Source organism: Methylorubrum aminovorans (assembly GCF_022179725.1).
Lineage (GTDB): Bacteria > Pseudomonadota > Alphaproteobacteria > Rhizobiales > Beijerinckiaceae > Methylobacterium > Methylobacterium aminovorans.
This window is the reverse complement of the sequence record NZ_BPRC01000010.1, coordinates 108,707-129,961: the sequence shown is the minus strand read 5'-3', so window position 1 is coordinate 129,961 and position 21,255 is coordinate 108,707. Positions and strand designations below refer to the sequence as shown.

The 21,255-nt window shown below is 71.9% G+C and carries 12 protein-coding genes; 6 read left to right on the top strand and 6 right to left on the bottom strand.

Annotated features, from left to right (window positions below; all coding sequences use genetic code 11):
• Positions 1–18: 18 nt before the first annotated feature.
• Positions 19–2,622, bottom strand: coding sequence for an ATP-binding cassette domain-containing protein (locus tag MFF24_RS15450; protein ID WP_238225366.1), 2,604 nt, complete (start codon positions 2,620–2,622; stop codon positions 19–21).
• A 438-nt stretch (positions 2,623–3,060) separates the two neighbouring features.
• On the opposite strand from MFF24_RS15450, the gene MFF24_RS15445 reads away from it, so the two are divergent.
• From MFF24_RS15445 to MFF24_RS15430, 4 genes are all read left to right on the top strand, one after another.
• Positions 3,061–4,974: a DUF3341 domain-containing protein gene (locus MFF24_RS15445; RefSeq protein WP_238225363.1), complete on the top strand. Its 1,914-nt coding sequence runs from the start codon at positions 3,061–3,063 to the stop codon at positions 4,972–4,974.
• Positions 4,971–6,200: a hypothetical protein gene (locus tag MFF24_RS15440; protein ID WP_238225361.1), complete on the top strand. Its 1,230-nt coding sequence runs from the start codon at positions 4,971–4,973 to the stop codon at positions 6,198–6,200. The genes MFF24_RS15445 and MFF24_RS15440 overlap by 4 nt, the downstream gene beginning before the upstream one ends.
• Positions 6,201–6,251: 51 nt before the next feature.
• Positions 6,252–7,061 carry a class II glutamine amidotransferase gene (locus tag MFF24_RS15435; protein ID WP_238225359.1) on the top strand — a complete coding sequence of 270 codons (810 nt, stop codon included), beginning with the start codon at positions 6,252–6,254 and terminating at the stop codon, positions 7,059–7,061.
• 295 nt (positions 7,062–7,356) lie between these two features.
• Positions 7,357–8,091, top strand: coding sequence for a sigma-70 family RNA polymerase sigma factor (locus MFF24_RS15430; protein WP_108942155.1), 735 nt, complete (start codon positions 7,357–7,359; stop codon positions 8,089–8,091).
• Positions 8,092–8,554: 463 nt separating this feature from the next.
• On the opposite strand, the gene MFF24_RS15425 is transcribed toward MFF24_RS15430, so the two are convergent.
• Positions 8,555–9,091 carry a Ros/MucR family transcriptional regulator gene (locus MFF24_RS15425; RefSeq protein ID WP_133089540.1) on the bottom strand — a complete coding sequence of 179 codons (537 nt, stop codon included), beginning with the start codon at positions 9,089–9,091 and terminating at the stop codon, positions 8,555–8,557.
• 371 nt (positions 9,092–9,462) lie between these two features.
• Positions 9,463–9,870 carry a hypothetical protein gene (locus tag MFF24_RS15420; RefSeq protein WP_133089539.1) on the bottom strand — a complete coding sequence of 136 codons (408 nt, stop codon included), beginning with the start codon at positions 9,868–9,870 and terminating at the stop codon, positions 9,463–9,465.
• 257 nt (positions 9,871–10,127) lie between these two features.
• On the opposite strand from MFF24_RS15420, the gene MFF24_RS15415 reads away from it, so the two are divergent.
• Entirely contained in the window at positions 10,128–11,303 is a 1,176-nt protein-coding gene (locus MFF24_RS15415) for a vWA domain-containing protein (RefSeq protein ID WP_238225357.1), read from the top strand.
• A 41-nt stretch (positions 11,304–11,344) separates the two neighbouring features.
• Here the strand turns inward: MFF24_RS15415 and MFF24_RS15410 are convergent, their stop codons facing one another.
• From MFF24_RS15410 to MFF24_RS15400, 3 genes are all read right to left on the bottom strand, one after another.
• Positions 11,345–11,794: a hypothetical protein gene (locus MFF24_RS15410; protein WP_133089537.1), complete on the bottom strand. Its 450-nt coding sequence runs from the start codon at positions 11,792–11,794 to the stop codon at positions 11,345–11,347.
• A gap of 27 nt (positions 11,795–11,821) precedes the next feature.
• Complete coding sequence (locus tag MFF24_RS15405; RefSeq protein WP_108942160.1) at positions 11,822–12,142, bottom strand: 2Fe-2S iron-sulfur cluster-binding protein; 321 nt, start codon at positions 12,140–12,142, stop codon at positions 11,822–11,824.
• A 244-nt stretch (positions 12,143–12,386) separates the two neighbouring features.
• Complete coding sequence (locus MFF24_RS15400; RefSeq protein WP_238225354.1) at positions 12,387–12,731, bottom strand: Hpt domain-containing protein; 345 nt, start codon at positions 12,729–12,731, stop codon at positions 12,387–12,389.
• 362 nt (positions 12,732–13,093) lie between these two features.
• On the opposite strand from MFF24_RS15400, the gene MFF24_RS15395 reads away from it, so the two are divergent.
• Entirely contained in the window at positions 13,094–21,223 is an 8,130-nt protein-coding gene (locus MFF24_RS15395; RefSeq protein ID WP_238225352.1) for an apolipoprotein A-IV repeat region-like domain-containing protein, read from the top strand.
• Positions 21,224–21,255: the final 32 nt, after the last annotated feature.

The following is a 21,255-nucleotide window of genomic DNA, read 5'->3' as shown; positions in this document are numbered from 1 at the left end:
TGCGGGAAACGGAAGTGCTCAGGCGGAGACCGCCTCGGTTTCCTGCGGATCGCCCGTCACCACGGTGTTGCGCTCCACCCGAAGCACGGCGTCGAACGGCGCCTGCCGGTTCAGGGTGTCCTCGTCCGGGAGACAGACGATGAGCGCGGCGCCCGCGCGCAGCGCCCGCAGGCGCTCGATTCGGGCGGTGATCTCGTCGGGCTTGCGGTCGTCGAGCGAGAGGCCGACCACGAGGATGTCAGGGCGGCGCACGAGGCAGCGCACGAACTCGATCGCCACCCGCTCGCGCGGTCCGAGAGCGCCCTCCCCCAGCACCGCGCGCTGGCCCTGTCCGGCGACCGCGACACCGGCCTCGATCCGCGCCGCGAGGCCGAGCCGGTAGACGGTGGGCTCCAGGCCCTGCTCGGCGAGCACCCGTCGCACCAGGGCGCGCACCCGCGCCTCGGCGCCGGCCTCGCCTTGCGTGATGCGTCCGAACAGCAGGTTTTCTTCCAGGCTCGCCGCGGCGGTGATCCGGGAGGGGTCGTAGAACTCCACCTTCTCGCGGTAGCGCGGCGGCAGCATCGCCGCGAAGGAGTGCCGGGCGCCGACCAGACGCTGTTCGAGCGCCGCATCGATCAGGCCGAAGCGATGGCGCGTCTCGCTGTAGCGGAGCGCCAGCCCGATCAGCCGCTCGCGGTCGCGGTGCCCGGCGGGGCCACGCCGAAAGCCTCGGGCCTCGGGCTGGCGCGCAACGAGATCCTCGAAATAGCCCCGCTCCGCCGCCGGAAACAGCGAGAAGGTCTCGAACAGGGGGTGGTCGTCGGGCAGATCCGCGAAGATCTCGACGGTCGAGCGGGCCACCTGCAGCCCGACATCGACCAGGGTGCGGGTCAGATCTTCCGCCTCCAGCACCGCGCGCAGGTAGGGGTGTGCCGCGAGCCGTCCTTGCGAGAAGGCCGGGCTCACCGCCTCGCCGAACAGGATGTTCTCGCCGATATCCGCCTGATGGTTGTAGCGGGCCGGGTCGAACGGCTCGACGAGGCGGGCCATGCCCTCACGGGCGAGCGCCTCGCGCACGGCCCAGCGGGCGGCGACCACAGCCTCGGCGGTGGCGGGATCGTCCTCGGGATCGACGGAGGCCTCCAGGCCCCGCTCGTAGACGAAGGCGTCGAGGCCCGTGAGCTTGAGGATGGCGATGCGCTCGGCCAGACCCGAGGCTTCTCGGTCGCCGCTGCGGGCGCCGTAGAGCAGGTTTTGGCGCAGCGTCCCCTCGATCAGGATCGCCTCGGAGCCGGCCAGTGCCATTCGCCGGGCGCGCTCGGCGGAGTCGAAGGCGCGCAGGTCGGTGCCGCCATAGGTCACGGCGCCTGCGGTGGGCTCGATCTGCCCGGCAAGCAGCGCCGCGAGCGCCCGCGATCCGCTGCCGCGATGACCCACGATCGCCACATGCGCCGGCATCGGCAGGGCGAGGTCGACGCCGGTCAGCCGCTCGCCGCTGCCGGGATCGTAGGCGCCCACACCTTTCGCGACGAGGGCGCCCGTCTCGGGGAACGGGGCGGCCGCACGGGCGCGGTCACCCGGCAGGCGCGGATTGAGCGCGTCCAGGGTCTCGGCAATGGTGCGAAACAGGGGGGCGACCGTGCGGTACTGGTTCCAGAGCCGCATGCTGATCGCCACGAGGCTTGCGGCCAGGGCGAAGGCGCCGGCCGCGGCGACCAGCGCGCCGGGCAGGACGTTGTCGGCCTCGGTCGCCGCCTCGCCCTGCCACAGGGCGGTTGCGATGAGCAGCGCGGGCAGGATCACGACGAGGGCGAGTGCCGGGGCCCGCGCATAAGCGAGCCGGGCCTCGGCCCGCACCAGGGCCGAACGCGCCGCGCGCGCCCGCAGGCCCAGGCGGCGCCGCTCGAACGCTGCCGCCCCGTGGGCGCGTACCGCCGGCATCCGCCGGATCAGGTCGCGCAGGCCCGCTTCCGTGGCGGCGGTGTCGGCGCGGCGCAGACTGCCGCGGGCGGCGGTGCGGCTGGCGAGCAGGGCCCGGGCCAATCCGACGGCGGCGAGCAGCAGGGCGATCACCGGCACGAGGCGCGGGGCGGCGAGTTCCGCCATCACCAGGGCGAGCAGGATCGCGGCGAACGTCAGGCCGGGCACGACGATGCCGACCGCCGCAAGCGATCCCATCCGCGCGAGCGCCTGGCCGACGAGGCCGGGCAGCGCCCGCAGGTCCTCGCGGGCGCCCGGCGGCGAGGCGAGGATCGCCTCGGTGGCCCGCGCCCGCAGTCGCGCCGTGGCCCGCGCCTGGACGGAGAAGCAGAGATAGGCGACCGCCGCGCCGAGGATCGCGAGAAGCAGGGCCGCGGCGGCAAGCGAACTCAGCGCGATCAGCGGCAGCTCGGCCGGCGATAGGCTCCAGCCCTGAAACAGGATCGGCGCCTCGCTGTCGTGATGGCCCGGAAGCGGCAGGGCGATCCGCAGGAAGGGCAGGACGTTCGGGCTGCTGCGGGTCAGCACCGCGATGAGGTCGCGCAGGCACAGCAGCACGAACAGCACCAGCGGTCCGCCCAAGCCCACAGCCAGCCCGAGCGCCGCCGCGTGCCGGCGCGGCGACGAGGCGAAGGCGAACCGGACGGGGTTACGCTCCATCGGCATTCCGGGCACCGGGCCGAGATGGGCCGGGCAGGTTGGCGGGAGAGGGAAGCGGCATCGGGCGAAGGCTACCGGTGACTTGGGCTTCGGCGTCGTAAAAGGCTGATCCGGCGGGCAGGCGCGTGAGGAGGCCCGTCACGGAGCGCCCTCTTCGCACGGAAACCCTGCGGTGCAAGCCCGGCCGGCCCGCATGTCGCATTGCAATCCCGCGCGCGCGTTGCTCTTTGGTGCGGGAGAGCACATGGCGGGCGGGACGTTCCTGCGTCATCCGCGCGGAGGGCCTGCCTTTCGCCCGGTTCCCCGTCATTCCGTTCGGCGGGGCCACGCCCTCCCCTCTCACCGGACGATGCCGGATGCCCGTGCGAGACATCCCAGCACCTGCTTGTTCCTTGCGGCTCCGCCGCCGTCCGCGCTCGTCGGCCGGTCGTTGAGCCGATGAGCGAACCCGTGCATGAGCCTGTCTCCGAGCCGGCTTCTCTCTACGGAATGCCGGTGATCGGGGCCGGCGAGACGGTCTCTTCGATCGGTGCCGCACTGACGGGGGCCGTGCTCGCGCCCGGCGGCCGCCGCTGGTGGCTTGCCGTGGCCGGCATGTTCGCCCTGATCCTTCTCTGGGCCGGTCTGCGCCCGGCCGTGCCCGCCGCGCTGGCCGCGGCCGGAGCCGGGTGGTGGATCGGGCTCGCCGCGGGGTGTCTGCTGATCTCGGGGCTGCTGCTGCTCGCGGACGTTGCGTGGCGCTGCGGAATCGGCCGGCTGGCGCAGACGGCCGCCCTGCTCTGCGCCGGTCTCGCCGCCCTCCACCCGGCACCGCTCCACGCGGTGAGTTTCGCGGCCCTGCTCGTGGCGGCGGGCGGTCTCTGGGCGGCGGCGCTCCTGCCGGATCTGGCGGTTCTGCGCGACCGCCTCGTTGCGGAGCCGGATCGCCCCCGCACGCGCCTCTACCGCGCGCTCGCGGCCGGCTGGTGCGGCTCGGTGCGGCAGTGGCTCGCTTGGGAACGGGCCTGCCGCGGGCTCGCCCTGCTCGCCATCCTCGCGGCGGTGTCGGTGCTGATCGACCTTGCGCTGGCCGCGGCCTTTCGCACCGATCGCCACGACACCCTGCTTCCGGTCGCCCTGCTGGTCGAGGCGGTGCTCTCGGGCGCGGGTCTGATCGCGGCGCTCGCGGTGGCCCTGCGGCGCAGTCTCGGGCTCGACGGGCTCATCACCGGCCGGCACCTCGACATCCTGGGCCGACTGATCCTCGCCTTCGGACTCGCGGCCCTCTATTGCCACGTCACCGAGAACGTCACCGCGCTCCTCTACGGCGACGCGGCCGAGCGGGCACGCCTGACCCGCCGGATCCTCGGCGACGAGGCTCCCGCCTTCTGGACGCTCATGCTCGCCGGCCTTCTTCCCACGCAATTGTTCTGGATCGCACCCGTCCGGCGCAGCGCCATCGCCCTCGGCGCCCTCGGTGGCCTTGTCGCCGCCGGCCTCGGCGCCGATCATGTGCTCGCCGCGCGGGCCGGAACGGCGGGGATGGATCTTGCGGGTCTCGCCACCGCCGCCGCCGCGCTCGGGTCCGCCGGGCTGTTCGTCCTCGGTCTGCTCGTGCTGTTCCGCCTCGTGCCTCCGGTCTCGATCGCCGAGACGCGGCAACTCGCCCTTGCCCACAACCCGCACGCGGCGCTCCGGGCACCGGAGGCGGGGCTCGAATCCGGTCGCGACGTTTCGCCGGATCAAGGGCTTCGGCCGGGCCTTCTGGCGGTCTTCGCCGCTGAGGCCGAGCTGGCCGAGGGGGTGCGGGGCCTCTCGGGACCCGACACGCCGTCGCGGCTCGGCGCTTACGGTCCCGTGCCGATGCCGGAGGCCGCGGCCGCGCTGCACGCCCGTGGGCGATGCCTGAACCGCTTCGCGCTGGGCGGGGCCTTCCTCGGTGTCGCGGCTTTCGTCGTCGCCCGCATCATCGGCCTCGCCGATGCGATGCCTGAGGGATTCTCGGACGTGGCGTCGCTCGCCTCACCTGCCACTTGGTCCGCTTCCTGGGGGCTCTCATCACCGCTGCTATGGCCGGCCTCATGGCCGCTTTCCTGGGCCATGGCGGCGGTGCCGGCCCTCTCGGCCGGCGCGATGGGCGGTGTCCTCGGTCTCGCGGGGGCGCTCGTCGCGGCTGTCAGAGCCGGGCGGACAGGCCGCCGGCCGGCCTCCGCTCTCGCCAACCGCTTCGTCCTGACGATCGACCCCCCGGTCGAACCCTCTCGCGGGGCGTTCAACCCGGCCGCCCTCGTGCGGCGCCTCAACGCCCTGCCGGAGGCGGCCGGACGACCCCTCGCCCTCTACGGTCCCGCCGCTTTGGGGACGCGGCGGTGAGCGCCGAGGAGAAAGGCGCCGCCGCTCGCAAGGCAGCGGGGGCGAAATCCGCCAGCGGCTACTTCCGCGATCCCGCCCGGCGACCGGCTGCGGCCTTCGCCGTAGGGTTGGGCTGCCTGCTGCTGGCGTTCCACCATGCCGGGCTGCCGCGGCTCGCGCCCTCCTATCTCGCCGCCTGGACCTGCCTCCTCGCGCTCCCCGCCGGGGCGCTGCCTGTCGCGATCATGATCGAGCGGGCGGATGCGTGGCGCCCGCAGCCCGAGACCGCCCTGCTGGAAACCCTGCGCGGCCTGCTGGTGCTGATGCCGGTGGCCGCGATCCTCGCCCTGCCGATCCCGCTGGTCGCCGCCCTGCTCTACCCGGCCCCGGAGAGCGCCGGGCCGGACGGGCCGCTCATCCTGTTCGGCAACGCGCCGCTGTTCCTTGCCGCCCGTCTCGGCCTCTATTTCGCTCTGTGGACCGGGCTCGCCCTGCTCTTCGCCCGCCGCGGCGGCGAGCCCTGGGCCAAGGCCGGGCGGATCGATGACGGTCGCGCCGCGCTCGGCCTCGGCCTCCACACCGTGGTCGGCACGTTGGCGGCCTTCGATCTCGTCATGGCGGTCGGCACCGATCCCGGCCTGCGCTTCCACGCCAGCGCCTTCGGCCTTCTGGTGCTCGCGGCTTGGTCGAGCCTCGCGCTGGCCGCGGCGATCCTCGTCGCGCCGCCCGATGTCGGGCCGGCCCGGCGTCGGCACGATCGCCTGACGCCGCTCGCCGTGCTGCTCCTCGTCTGGGCCGGCCTGCACGCGGTGCAGTTCCTGATGCTCGGCGCGGCCGCCGATCCGGAGGCCGCCGCTTGGTACCGGCTGCGGTCGAGTTTCTACGGCCGTGTCCTGGCGCTGTCCGGCGCCGGCATCGTGGCGCTCGCCGCCGCCCTGATCCTGCGCCCCGGCGAGAACCGCACGCGGCTCGTGGCGGCGCTCGCCGTCGGCCTCCACCTCGCCGAGCTGTTCTGGTTCGTCACGCCGGCCTTCCGCGGCACCTTCCGCCTCGGCCTCACGGACCTTCTGGCGCTCGCCGGCGTCACCGGGCTGGCCATGGGGCTGGCGCCCGCCATCCGCCGCCTGATCCCGGGGCTCGCCGTCACGCCGGCTTGGCCGGGCCGGGAGCGCCTGAAGGGGCGCATGGGAGCGGCGGCGGGGGACACGCGCCGCAAATCGGTTGTTCGACCCCCCGAAGCTTCCTAGTTTCCCTCACCCCACCCCGACCTCGCGCGACTTGAGAAGACCCCGGCGACCATGTGCGAACTGCTCGGAATGAGCGCGAATGTGCCCACCGACATCCGGTTCTCCTTCGCGGCCCTGGCCCGGCGCGGCGGCGAGACCGGGCCGCACGCCGACGGATGGGGCATCACCTTCTACGAGGGACGCGGCTGCCGCTCCTTCCACGACCCAGAGCCGAGCGCCCGCTCCGAACTCGCCAAGCTGCTGCGCCGCTATCCCATCAAGAGCCGCATCGTCGTCGCCCATGTCCGCAAGGCCAATCGCGGACGGGTCAGCCTGGAGAACACCCATCCCTTCTCCCGCGAGTTGTGGGGCCGGCCCTGGACCTTCGCCCATAACGGCCAGCTCAAGGGCGTGAAACGGCTGCCGCTTGAGCGGTTCGAGCCGGTCGGCACCACCGACAGCGAGCACGCCTTCTGCTGGATCCTGTCGCAGCTTCAGCAGCGGTTCCCCAAGCCGCCACGCACGGCCACCCTTGAGGCGGCGATCGCCGGCTACGCGCTGACCCTGTCGGAACTCGGCGTGTTCAACATGCTGCTCACCGACAGCCGGGTGCTCTACGCCCATTGCGGCAAGAGGCTCTGCTACCTGACCCGCCGGGCACCGTTCGGCACGGCGACTCTGATCGACGAGGACTGGCGGGTCGATTTCGCGCAGGAGACGACCGAGACCGATATCGTCACCGTGATCGCCACGCGGGCCCTGACCCGCGACGAGACCTGGACCGAGCTGGAGCGCGGCGACACCCTGGTTCTCACCGATGGGGCGGTCCGTGTGCTGAAGGGCGCGCGGCGCGCACAGTCGGAGATGCGCGGCGCCGCCTGACGCGGAGCGGACTGAGCGCCGCGAACGATGCTGTCGATCTGCCGCATTCACGCCGCTGGATCGGCCGATCAACTCAAACCGAACCCGATTGAAGCCGTTCGGAATAGCGAGTTTGGGTTTTGCCCTTCGCGCCACAGCGAATCGTGTTGTGTGCAAGCGTGGCAGTATTTCGCGTGGCGCGGGTGTGCGGTGCGAGGCCGATGCGCTACAACTATGTTAAGCGCCTCGCCGGGGCCATCGCCGCGTGCCGGGCCGTCCCGACGTTTGCCGAAATGCCCCGACCGCGAAGTACCCGATGCGCAACGAGACCGAAGCCACCCTGGATCGTCCCGCGATGACAGACGGCCGTCCCAAACTTTCCGACTCGATCCGCAGCCATCTCGGCGATCACCTTCGCAGTGTCTATGACACGCTGGGCGCGGGCGAGGACACGCCGGTCCGCTTCTCCGAGCTGATCGGCAAGCTCGAAGCGGCGCTCAAGGCCCAGGGAGAGCGGGTCGATCCCGACTTCCGCAACGGCCTGCTCGCCGCGGTGCCGTCCTTGCGCGCGTTCGCCCTGTCGCTGACCTCGAACCCGGCCCGCTCCGACGACCTCGTGCAGGACACCCTGCTCAAGGGCTGGCAGCACCGTGCCCGCTTCCAGCCGGGCACCAACCTCAATGCGTGGCTGTTCACCATCCTGCGCAATATCTTCTACTCGGACCACCGCAAGCGCGTCCGCGAGGTCGAGGACCAGGATGGCTCCTATGCCGCCCGCCTCGCCACCGCGCCGCACCAGGGCGACCGGCTCGACGTCGAGGATCTGCAGTCGGCGCTCGCCAAGCTGCCGCCGGACCAGCGCGAGGCTCTGGTGCTGGTCGGCGCCGAGGGCGTTTCCTACGAGGAGGCCGCGACCATCATGGGCTGCAAGGTCGGCACCGTTAAGAGCCGCGTCAGCCGCGCCCGCGGGCGTCTCGCCGAACTTCTCGGCTACGATGAGGAGGATCTCTCCTCCGACCGCTTCATCCAGTCGGCGATGCCGGACGCCTGAGGGGCCGGCGCGGACGCAAGCGGCGGTTGACCGGAAGGGCCGTGTGGCTGTGAGTTGGGCAGGCTCGTACTTCGAGGCCGCCCGGCCGCTGTCACCCGAAGCCCGCTCGTTCCGGGAAACAGACGAGCGTAACCGGGTCTGAAGCGGTACGCCGGGAGCCGTACCGTCCGCGACCGGGCGCGGAGCTGCGATCGACCTCGCATCGCAGATCGCTTTCGGCTTCTGCGGGGTGGCCGCGACATGACGGCCGAATGATCGGAGGCCGCGACTCCGCGTTTCTGGCCCGGGATCGGCGCTGAGACGACGTGAATTGGCGTGCGGATCTGCGGCGTGGAGCCGGACAGGATCATCAGGTCGTCCCAGGTCTGGACGACCGAAAGCTTTGCTTCACCGAACCATCTGCGCGGTGATGAAATCGAGCCGACCGGCAGAGAAAATGACCCTGCCGGTTCAAGCCTTGCTGTCACGCCGCCTTGCGCCGGCCGCCGGTCTTGCGCCCCTCGCCCGAAGCGGCGCTCTTGCGGCGCGGCTCGGCCGGTGCTTCCACGACGACTTCGTCCGCCGGCTCGGTGGCCTTCGCGGACGACTTGCGACGCTGTTGGCCGAGGCCGAGATCCTTCGCGAGCGCCGAACGGGCGGCGGAATAGTTGGAAGAGACGGTCGGATAGTCGGCTGGCAGGCCGTAGCGGCGGCGATAGCCCTCGATATCGAGACCGTGCGTCGTCAGGTGGCGCTTGAGCGTCTTGTAGGGCTTGCCATCGATGAAGGAGATCAAGGCGTCCGGCGTGATCGACTTCTTGATCTGGGCCGGCGTGGCCCGCTCGACTTCTTCCTCTTTCTGAACCTGCGGCGCCGACAGGGCGACGAGCGCAGCATGGACCTGAACAATCAGGGCCGGGAGTTCGGGCGAAGGCAGCGAGTTATTCGAGACGTAAGCCGAGACGAGATCGGCGGCGAGTTCGATGTGATCCTGTTGTGAGACCTGACTTGTTTCTGACATTGTCCGTAATCCTGTTAACCCCTCGTTGTTGTGAGCTAAAAGGATTTGGGAAAGTTTCAAGGCCGGATCAAGGAGTTTTCCCGGAAAACGACTGCAAAACCGAGAAAAAGTGCCGATCCGGTCGATATTGTCTACGATCAGACCGGATGAGACGACAGGTTGGGGGGTCTCAAGGTGGTGCGTGCAAGCTGAGGTTCGATCATTGTCATGATGAGCGTGGTGTGATTCGGCTGTTCAACAAATCGTGAGAGGCAAATCCGGGATTGGCGCTGATCTCGCTCCGTGAAGCGCGCCGCTTTCAAGGATTGCGGCAGGTTCAGGACCGTCTCTCTCCGTCGGTGTGGCTGGATTTGAGCGGCCGTTCGCCGTGTTTACATGCCCGGCCGCGTCATCTCATCATCTTCGTGCCGGGAGGCCGCGCGGCGTTGCCTTCCACGCCCCGGCTGCGTCGGCAGTGTGCAGCGATAGACCACGGCGTCGGGCGGTCCCAGGGTGGCGTTGAGCGGGACCGTGACGGTGTCGCCGGAAAAGCGCCAGTTGCGGGTGCCCCGATCCCAGTAGAGCCAGACCGTGGTGTCGTGGCCTTTCACGTCGAAGACGGCGGCCTTCTTCGACATCGCCCGGAGCGTCCGCGGCTCGAAGAGCCCCTTGCGGCGATAGGCGGCGCGGGACGCCTCGTCCTGCCGATCGACGAAGGTGTTCTGGACGATCTGCAGGGTCGCCCCGGGCTTGCGGAGAAATTTCTTGAAATCGCTCAGAGACCGCAAGACCACGGGCATGGCGTCCATCCAATCGTCAAGTCACGGACTCATCCTGCATTGCGCGACGCACCTTAGGTCCGCTGAGATGACGGTTGTTCCTCATGCGCAAAGGCGATACCGGGCGATATCCACTGGAAACCGGCGTCGTCCACAGGTGCCGAAGATTTCGCCCATGTCGTCCTGGTCGGCTTCCGGACGACGGAGCGGTGCCGTGCTGCGACCGGCGAGAGAGCGTCCGGCTTGACCCGCCGGCCGGGCTCGGGCGTGTAGGTCCCATGCTGCTGCAATTCTTCACGGGTCTGCGCGAGGCCCGCGTTCCGGTGTCCCTGCGCGAATACCTTACCCTACTCCAGGCGATGGAGCGCGACCTCGCCGACAAGCGGGTGGAGGAATTCTACTTCCTCGCCCGCACGGTGCTGGTGAAGGACGAGTCCAACCTCGACCGGTTCGACCGGGTCTTCGCCTCGGTCTTCAAGGGGCTGGAGACGCTCGGCGAGGCGGTCGAGCCCGCCGCCATCCCGGAAGAGTGGCTGCGCAAGCTCGCCGAGAAATATCTGACCGAGGAGGAGAAGGCCGAGTTGAAGGCGCTCGGCTGGGACAAGCTGTTCGAGACCCTGAAGCAGCGTCTCGCCGAGCAGAAGGGGCGTCATCAGGGCGGTTCGAAATGGATCGGGACCGGGGGCACCTCGCCCTTCGGCGCCTACGGCTACAATCCGGAGGGCATCCGCATCGGCCAGGACGGCAACCGCAACTTCCGCGCGGTGAAGGTGTGGGACCGGCGCGAGTTCAAGGATCTCGATGATTCCCGCGAACTCGGCACCCGCTCGATGCGGGTGGCCCTGCGGCGCCTGCGCCGCTTCGCCCGCACGGGAGCGGCCGAGGAACTCGACCTCGATGGCACCATCCGCGAGAGCGCGCGCAAGGGCTTCATCGATGTGAGGCTGCGTCCCGAACGGCGCAACGCCGTGAAGGTGCTGCTCTTCCTCGATGTCGGCGGCTCGATGGATTGGCACGTGGAGCTCGCCGAGGAGCTTTTTTCGGCGGCGCGCTCCGAGTTCAAGCACTTCGCGCACTACTACTTCCACAACTGCCCCTACGAGGCGGTGTGGACCGAGAACCATCGCCGTCACGACGAGCGCATCTCGCTTCTCGACGTGATCCGCACCTACCCGTCCGACTACCGGGTGGTGTTCGTGGGCGACGCCTCCATGAGCCCCTACGAGATCGCCCATCCCGGCGGTTCGGTGGAGCACTGGAACGAGGAGGCGGGCGAGGTCTGGCTCGGCCGCGTCCTCGATCACTTCCCGAAGGCGGTCTGGCTCAACCCCGTTCCGGCCGAGCACTGGGCCTACACGCAGTCGATCGGCATGGTCCGCCGGATCTTCTCCGACCGGATGTTCCCGCTGACGCTCGAAGGGTTGGACGGGGCGATGCGGGCCCTGCTGCGATAGGCGACGCCGTCAGCGTCGGCCGCCGAAGCCGTCCGTCCGGGTCAGGCTCGCCGAGCGGTGGCGGACCGGGCCGCCCGGAAGGCCGCCAGGGCTGTGACGAGGACCGCGAGCGGCATGGCGCCGTAGACGGCACCGATCACGACATGCTCCGGTTCGAACGCTGCCTGGCTGTGCTCGGCGCCGCAAGGCGAGCGTCCGAACAACAGTGTATCCCGCGCGAGATCTGCGTTCATCAGCAGGACGAGCGCGCCGAGGCAGGCCAGGACGAGGCTCGTCAGACAGATAAGCCAAGACGCGCCTGCCTCGGGATGGCTTCGCGCGCGGCGCCGCGAACGCCATGCGAGCCCGAGGGATGCGGTCCCGAAGGGGAGGCTCAGAACCGCGCCGGTCAGGAAGGGATCGATGTCGTTCTGCGTGCAGGTTCCCGTATAGCCCAGCCCTTGCAGAAGCGGGACGGGCAGGAACAGCAGGATCGCGAGAACGGAAGCCACCGGGCGGCGCACCCCCGAGGCAGGGCTTCAGCCCTGACGGGCCGGGGTCGTCACGACGAGGCCGTCGAGTTCGGGCGTCACGCGGATCTGGCAGCACAGGCGCGAGGTGGCGCGCACGTCCGAGGCGAAGTCGAGCATGTCCTGCTCCATCGGCTCGGCCGGCCCGACCTTGTCGGCCCAGGCCTCGTCCACGTAGACGTGGCAGGTGGCGCAGGCGCAGGCCCCGCCGCACTCGGCATCGATGCCCGGAACGTTGTTGCGGATCGCCGTCTCCATGACGGTCGAGCCGACCTCACCATCGATCGTGCGGGCCGTGCCGGCGTGATCGACGTAGGTGATCTTGGGCATACCTTGCTCCGGGACGTGTCGGCGTCCGCCTGCGATCCTTCGAGGGGCGGCGTGGCGCCTGCTTGCGGGCGGCGGCGCCAGAATGCAAGCGGGAAGCGGGCGCTTTTCCGTCGCGCCGACGGGCACGCTGGCGAGAGGGGCGTGTCTGGCTGCCCTCCACCGAATGCCCGGATCGCCGCCCGCTGGTTGCTGACCCGGGCGTGCGAGCGCGAGGATCGGCGGCCCCGGCCGGAGTCCCGGCCGCTCACGCCGCCGGGCCGGAGGCGCCGAGCGCTTCCAGCGTCTGCGCCGCGGCGCTTCGCAGGGCTTCGAGATCGGCCCTGCCGTCGGCGCGAAGCCCCGCCTCGACCGTCGCGCTCGCCTCCGCGACCCGCATCGCCCCGACGCCCAGGGCCGCACCCTTGAGGGTGTGGGCGAGGTCGGCCCGGTCTTCGGCCGGGCGCTCCTCCTCCGCGAGCGTCGGCAGCAGCCGGCGACACTGGTCCTCGAACAGGCTCAGCACCTCGCGCGCGAGATCTGCGTCGCCGAAGGTCTGCGCCTCGAGATGCGCGTGGTCGAGCAGAGGGGCGGGGTGTTTCTCAAGGTCCACGTCCGTTCTCTTCGTCCGCTTTCTGATCGACATTCGGGGTTGCAACGGTCGTCCGATCCGCCCGGCTCCGCGGAAAACGGGCTCGGCGCGGCGAGCTGCCTGTGGGCGGCGCGGGCTATCCACAGCGCAGGGCGGCCCGAGGCGTACCGGTTTAGCGCTGCAGGCGTCAGAACTTGGGCCATATGCCGGATCACGGGACCCGGCTTGGTAACCATTCCGTTAAGGTTTCTTGGGTGCGCCGGGCCGATCGGGTATCGGGTGCGGGTTCCCAGGGACTAAAGTTCCGTGGGACGTCGGGTAAATCCGTCTCCATTGCGGAGAGCGCGAGCTCCGCACTGGACGGCGATGCGTACGAGGGTTGCATGGCCACCGAGAAAAAGCTGAAGGATCCGGCGGAGGCGGCCCTCTCCGCGATCGAGCAGGCTTTGAATCTGGACATCCCGGCGCCGGGCGAGACCGCCCGCGTCGAGCCCCGGCTGCCCGATGTCGGCGACGGCGACCTGCTGGCCGATCCCTTTTCCGAGGCCGGGGGACGCCGCACCCCGAACCTCGACATCGATCCCGCCGCCTCGGAGCTTCCCCTGCCGGAGCGCGGCCGCTCGCGTCGCGAGGGCGGCCTGCTGCCGCCCGACCGCTCGCTCGTGGCCAACGACGACCGCCAGAACATCGGCATCCTGCAGCAGACCCTTCGGGTGCGGCCCTCGCGCAAGCCGTACCTCGTCGCGGCGGTCGCCTCCTTCTTCTGGCTCAACGGCCTCGTGGCGCTCGCCTGGAACCAGTCCGGCGGCGACCTGAAAGCGTTCATCACCGGGCTCACCGCGCTTCAGGCGGCGGTGGTGGCCACCGCCATCGCCGGGCCGATCGTGCTGTTCCTCATCACGGCGATGCTGGCGGTGCGCGCCCACGAGATGCGCCTCGTCGCCCGTGCCGTCGGCGAGGTGGCGATCCGGCTCGCCGAGCCGGAGAGCTTCTCGACGGATGCCGTGCTCACGATGTCGCAGACCGTGCGCCGCGAGGTCGCCGCCGTCGGCGACGGCGTGGAGCGGGCGCTGGCCCGCGCGGGCGAACTCGAAACCCTGGTGCGCGGCGAGATTTCGACCCTGGAGCGGGCCTATTCCGACAACGAGATCCGCATCCGCAGCCTCGTCGACGAGCTGATCGCCCAGCGTGAATCCATCGTCGGCAGCGCCGACCGGGTGCGCGGGGCGATCACCGGCTCGCACGAGAACCTGTCGAGCGAGCTGGAGGGCGCGGCCGAGCGCATCGTCGCGGCGATCAACGGCGCGGGCGAGCGCGTCACGGGCGCGCTCGACGCCCGCGGCGAGGCGATCACCACGGCGCTGGGCGAAGTCGGCGAGCGGGTAGTCGGCAACGTCTCGACGCGAGGCGACGACCTGATCCGCCAGCTCACCGCCACCAGCGAGGGCGTGCGCGGCGGCCTGGAGGAGATCGGCACCAACCTGACCAGCGCGCTGCAGCAGCGCGCCGACGAGGTGACGCAGGCCTTCGAACGCACCGGCGGGGCGCTGACCCGCACGCTGGCCGACAATGCCGGCGCCGTCGCGCAATCCCTGTCCGAGACCGGTACCGGCCTGATCGAGGCGCTCGACCGCCAGGGCGGCGCCGTCCGCGAGACCTTCGAACGCTCGACCAAGGGCCTGGAAGAGGCGTTCCTGTCGCGCGGGACCGAGCTGACCGAGCGCTTCGCCCAGACCGGCGGCGCGATCACCGCCCGCTTCGCCGAGACCGGCGAGGGTCTGAGCCGCCACTTTGCCGCCACGGGCGCGGCGATCTCCGAGGACATCGCCGCCCGCGGTGCCTTGCTCCGCACCGAGATCGAGGCCGCCGGCACCGGCGTGTCCGAACTGATCGAGGGCCGTGGGCGCGACGCGCAGGCGGCGCTTGCGCTCGCCGCCGGCAGCGTCGCCGACAACTTCTCCGCCCGCATCGACGGCGTGCGCGAGGCGTTCCTGGCCTCCGCCACCCGCGCGGCCGAGACCATGGACGACCGCGGACTCGAATTGGCCGGCCGCATCGAGGCTTCAGCCTCCCGCGTCGAAGACGTCATCACCGTCCAGGGTGGCGCTCTGGCCTCGAACCTCGACGCGGCGGGCGAGCGCGTCGCCGGGCTGATGAACGACCGCGCGGCGCAGGCCGCCGCCACCGTCGAGGGGGCGCTTGCCGGGCTCGGCTCGTCCTTCGCCGCGAAGGCCTCCGGCACCGCCGAGCGCCTGCGCGAGACCGTGGCCCGGTTGGGCGACGACCTCGACGCTCGGGCCGCTGCCGCTCATGACGGCATCCGCCGCAACACCGAGGCCGCGACCGAGAGCGTCGGCGCCAGCGTCGAGACCCTGGAGCGCCGCCTGCGCGAGGCCATCGAGACCGTGGGCGGCCTGCTCGCCGAGCGCACCGCCGAATCCACCGCGCGGATGCTGCACACCGCAGAGGAGACCTCCGGCGCCGCGAAGGCACAGGCCGCCGCGGTCGCCGCGCGCTTCGCCGAGGCTGCCGAGACGCTGCGCCGGGCCGCCGACGAGGCCGCCGCCGCCGTGGAGACCCGCTCGGACGACGTGGTCGGCCGGTTCCAGGCCGCCGCCGAGCGTGTCGGCGGCGAACTCGGCAGCCGCAGCGAGAGCGCGTCTCAGACGCTCCACGCCGCGATCCAGCGGATGGCCGACGAACTCACCGCCCGCAGCGCCGAGGCGACCGGGGCGCTGGCACTCGCGGCGGCCCATGCCGGCGGCGAGATCAGCAACCGCACCGATCAGTCGATGCAGTCGCTTCAGGATCTTCTTCGGCAGGTGGCCGATGAGATCGCCGTTCGCGGGTCGGAGGCGAGCGTCGCCCTGTCGCTGGCCGCGGCCCAGGCCGGCGGCGACATCGGCAGCCGTGCCGATCAATCGGCGCAGGGTCTGCGCGCCCTTCTGGATCAGGTCCGCGAGGAGATCGACGGCCGCAGCGCCGAGGTCACGCAGGCGCTGGCACGGACCGCCGAGCGTGTCGGCGGCGAGGTCGGAACGCGCACCGAGGAATCGCTGCGGACCTTGCGCGACGCGCTGGACCGGATCGGCGACGAACTGTCTGCCCGCAGCCTCGAGGCGACCGCTGTGCTCGGCCGCGCGGCCGAGCAGGCCAGCGGCGCCGTGGGCAGCCGCACGGAAACGTCGCTGCGAAGCCTGCAGGAAACCCTGATCCGGATGGGCGACGAGCTGTCCGCCCGCAGTGCCGAGGCGACCGCGGCGCTGGCCCAAGCGGCCGAACAGGCCGGCGGCGAGGTCGGCACCCGCACCGAGAGTGCCCTGGAGACTCTACGCGAGACCCTGCGCCGCCTCGGCGACGAGGTTGCCGCCCGCGGCGACGCCACGGCGCAGGCGCTGTCGCGCACGGCCGACGGCGTCGGCTCCGAGCTGGAGGCCCGCCTGGGCGCCCTGGAAGAAGGTTTCGATCGTCACGGCCGCGGCGCCGCCGCGCTCATCGCCAGCCAGTCCGACGAGGCGCAGGCCCGTCTCGAAGGCGCGGGCCGCGAGGTGGCGCTAGCCATCGCCGGCCACGCGTCGCAGGTCGGCGATGCGCTCCACCGCAGCCACGCCGCCTTCGTCGAGACCGCCGACGGCCGCGCCCGCGCGGTGGAAGAGGCGCTGGGCAGCCGGCTGGCCGTGCTCCAGGAGACCATCGCCCGCGGCGACATCCTCGCCGACCGGATCGCCGGCAACGCGCAATCGCTCGGCCATACCCTGGATTCGCGTCTCGCCGAGATCGACCGGATCATCGCCGTGCAGGGCAATGCACTTGCCGATTCCCTCGCCGAGCGGGCCCGCCTCGCCAGCGAGACCGTCGAGTCGCGTATCGGTGAGATGGAATCGCTCTCGGCCAAGCGCGCCGCCGAGATCGGCGAGAGCTTCGCCGCCCTCGTCGGCCATGTCGACACGCGGCTCGGCGCCCGCGCCAATGCCCTCAACGAGACCCTGGTGCTGCGCACCTCCGAAATCGCCCGCACCCTGGACGAGGGCAACCGCATCCTGGGCGAATCCCTCGACCGGCGCATTGAAGGCTCCGCGCAGGACATCGCCGACCGCGGCCGCGCCGTGGGCGATGTCCTCGCCGCCCGCGCCGCCGAGATCGCCGAGCGCCTCGAACAGACGACCCAGGATCTCGCCCGCCGCCTCGACGAGGGCGCCGAGCGCCTCGATACCGGCGTGGTCGCGCGCCTCGACACCCTCAGCGGCACGCTGGAGGAGCGCACCCGCCACCTCGACGAGTCCTTCGGCATCCAGGCGCTCGAAGCGGTGCGCCTGATCGAGAGCCGCACCCGCACCATCGACGGCGAGCTGACCGGCCGCATCCGCGACCTCGTCGCCCTGCTGGAGCGCCGCGGCGGCCTCGCGGTCGAGGCGCTCGGCGGCCATGTCGAGGCACTCGCCCGCCTGTTCGACGAGCGGGCCGAGAGCCTCAACCACCTGTTCGACGAGCGCGGCTTTGCGCTTGTCGCCGATCTCGACCAGCGCAGCCGCGCGACGGTCGAGGGCCTCGAGGGGCGTCTCTCCGACATCACCGGGGCCTTGGAACAGGGCGGCGCCTCGCTCGGCGCTCTGCTCGACCGCCGCGGCACCACCCTGCTCGCCGCCCTGCGCGACCTCGTCGGGCAGGTCGACGGCCTCCTCGGCGAGGGCGCGGGCCGCCTCGGCAGCGCTCTCGACAGCCGTGCCGACGAGATCCGCACCCTGCTCGACAGCCGCGCCGACGACCTGCGCGGCCTGATGGAAGGCAGCGCCGGCCGGGTGCGCGGCGAGCTCGAAGCCGGTTTCGGTGCCTTCGAGACGGTGCTGGAGGAGCGGCTGCGCACGGTGCGCGACCTACTCGACGCCCGCAGCAACGAGATCCGCGACACCTTCGATCACCGCACCGACGACCTGCGCGGCCTGATGGAGGGCGGTGCCGGGCAGGTGCGCGGCGCGTTCGATGCCAACCTCGGCGCCCTGGAGAGGGTGCTGGAGGAGCGGCTGCACACGGTGCGCGACCTGCTCGACGCCCGCAGCAGCGAGATCCGCGACACCCTCGACACCCGCACCGGGGAGCTGCGCGGCCTCGTGGACGGCAGCGCCGGCCGTGTCCGCGGCGAGTTCGAGACCGGGCTCGACGCCCTGCGCGCTGCCCTGGAGGAGCCGGCCCGCACGGTGCAGGACCTGCTCGACAGCCGCGCCGGCGAGATCCGCGCCATGCTCGATGCCCGCGGCGACGACCTGCGCACGACGCTCGACGAGCGGGCCCGCACGGTTCAGGACATCCTCGACCACCGCACGGGCGAGATCCGCGGGCTGCTCGACGGCCATGCCGGCCGCCTCGACGAAGGCTTCCAGGGCCGGATCCTGCCGCTCCAGGCCGCGCTGACCGAGGGCGCGCGCCAGTTCGTCGAGACGCTGGAGGGCGGCATCGGCCGCGCCGCCGGCGAGGTCGATACCCGCACGCGGAGCCTCGCGGCCCTGTTCGACGAGCGCCTCGGCGTCCTCGGCGGCATCGTCGACGGTCGCGGCCAGCAGGTCGCGCAGACGGTCGAGGAGCGGACGCAGGAGCTGGTCCGCCTGTTCGACGAGTTCCACGCCCGCCTCGGCGCGCTGGTGGACGAGCGCTCGACCGCGCTGACCGGCCGTCTCGACGGCCAGACCCAGGCGATGGCGGCCCTGTTCGACGAGCGCATGCAGAGCCTCGATGGGTTGGTGGAAACCCGCGGCGGCGCCTTCGCGCAACTCGTGGAGCGTCAGGCCGCCGCCCTGGCCCAAACCGTCGACAGCCGCAGCGAGGACTTCACCGCTCGCATCGACGCGCGCCTTCGCGCCTTCGCCACCGTGGTGGCGAGCCGCGCCAACGCGCTGGCCGATGCCTTCGACGAGCGCCAGGACGCCTACGCTGCTCTCGTCGACGAGGGTATGGCCCGCATGACCACCGCGCTCGACGAGCGCGCCCGTCAGCACGTCGCCCAGTTCGAGACGGTCGAGGAGCGCCAGAAGGCCGTCGCCGCTCTGGTCGAGGCCGGCACCGATCGGATTGCCGCGGCGCTCGACGAGCGCGCCCGGCAGCAGGCGGCGCTGACCGAGGCTTTCGACGGACAGCGGGACGCCTATGCCAGCCTGATCCAGCAGGGCACGGCCCGCATGGTCGCGGCACTCGAAGAGCGGGCGCGCCACCACGCGGCGCAGGCCGAGACGGTGGAAGAGCGACAGCGGGCCGTCGCAAGGCTCATCGAGGAAGGCACGGCCCGCCTGGTCGCGGCTCTCGACGAGCGCGCAGAGCGGCAGGCGGCCTTCACCGAGGCCTTCGACGGGCAGCGGGACGCCTATGCGAGCCTGATCGAGCAGGGCACCGCCCGGATGGTCTCCGCTCTCGAAGAGCGCGCGCGCCGTCACGCGGTGCTGGCCGAGGCGTTCGATCGCCAGAAGGAGGCTTACGCGGCCCTCATCGACGGCGGCACCGCCCGGATGGTCGCGGCGCTCGACGAGCGGGCCCAGCGGCAGGCTGCGCTGGCGGAGACCTTGGATGAGCGCCAGGGCGCCTACGCATCGCTGGTGGAGGACGGCATCATCCGCATGGGCCGGATGCTGGAGGAGCGCGCCCATCGTCACGCCGCCGAGGTTCAGACCCGCGTCGCCGCGCTGGCCGAGACGATGGAGCAGCGCAACGCCGCGCTCGCCCGCCTGATCGATGGCCCGGCCGCGGCCCTGGCCGACGCGCTGGCCGAGCGGGAGCAGTCCCTCGACCGGCTCATCGCCGACAAGGGCACGCCGTTGGTCGAGGCTCTGCGCGAGCGCACCGATGCCATCGTCGTTCGCACCGTGGAGTCGGCTCAGGCCCTGCGCGCGGCCCTGGACGAGGGCGCGGCGGCCTCTGCCGACACCATCGCCCAGGCGAACGAGCGGGTCCGCCGCGACGTCGCCGGCTTCCTCAGCCGGATCGAGAATGCCAATGACGGGCTGAAGGATCTCGTCGGCGGCGCCTCCGAGAACCTCGCGGCGGTCGAGCAGGGGCTCGCGGCCCGCGTCGAGCAGATCCAGTCGGCCCTCGACCGGGTCGCCGCCGACACGGCGCAGGCGTCCGACCGGGTCTCGACGCAGGTCGTGGCCCTGCGCGAGGCCTCGCAGGGGGCGCTCGCCCAGGCGTCCGATCTCGCCGAGACGCTCGACGCCCGCGGCCGGGCCCTGGTGGAGCACACCGGCACCCATGTCGGCGCGCTCTCGCAGGCCGCCGGCACCCTGGAGGCGGTGGAAGGCCGTCTCGCCGAGAGCCTGACGAACCGGCAAGCGGTGATCGAGGCGGCGCTGGCCCGTCTCGAGGAGCGCAGCCAGGCCATCGAGGCCCAAACCGGCCGCTTCGGCAGCGTGGTCGAGGAGACGCTGCGCGCGGCCGAGGCCCGCGCCCGCGAACTCAGCGAGAGCGTGGCCCGCGCGGCCCGCGAGGCCGGCACCGCGGTGGCGGGCGACTTCGAGCGCCTGCGCAGCGGCGCCGACGAGGAGAGCGCCCGCACGGCGGGGGCGGTCCGTAGCGCCATCGAGGCGGCTTCCGCCAAGATGATGGAGAGCTTCGCGGCCGCCTCCGGCCAGTTCGGCGACTCGGTCGCGCGGATGAACGCGATGGCCGCCGAAATCCGCCGCGAGCTCGACGCGACCCGCGCCGACCTGCAGCGCGGCGTCCTCGACCTGCCGCGCGAGACGCAGGATGCGACGGGCGAGATGCGCCGCGTCGTGGCCGAGCAGATCGACGCGCTGAACGAGCTGGCGGCGCTCGTCGCCCGCTCCAACCGCTCGGTCGATGTCGCCCAGCCGGCGGCGCAGGCCCGGGGCGCCGAGCAGCGCCGCACCGCCGAGGGAGGCCGCGCCGCCTCCGCGCCCGTCGCCGCACCGCAGCCGGCGCCTGCGCCGGCCCGCGCTGCGGCACCGACGGCGGTCCGGCCCCAGGCGGCGGCTCCCGCCCCCGCGCGTCCGGCGAGCCCGGCCGCCGCTCCGGCCGGAGCCCAGACCCCCGTCCAGGGACGGCCCGGCACCCGCGACAACCGCGGCTGGCTGTCCGATCTCCTGACCCGCGCCTCGCTCGACGACGACGGCGCCGAGGCGATCCCCGCCCCGGCTCCCGCGCCCGAGACGAAGGGACCGGTGGAGCGGATCTCGCTGGACGCCATCTCGACCGATATCGCCCGGATGGTCGATCATCAGGCCTCGGTCGAGTTCTGGCAGCGCTACCGCCGTGGTGACACTAACCTGTTCGACGGTCGCCTCTACACGGCGCAGGGCCGGCAGACCTTCGAGCAGATCCAGCGCCGCTACCGGTCGGATGCGGAGTTCCGCCGCACGGTCGACCGCTATGTCGGCGAGTTCGAGCGGTTGCTCGGCGAGGTGACGAAGAACGACCGCGACACCAAGCGCGCGGACGCCTACCTCACCTCGGAGACGGGCAAGGTCTACACCATGCTCGCCCATGCCAGCGGCCGGTTCGACGAGGCCTGAGGCGTGAGGACCGGATGAGGCGGGTTCGGTGT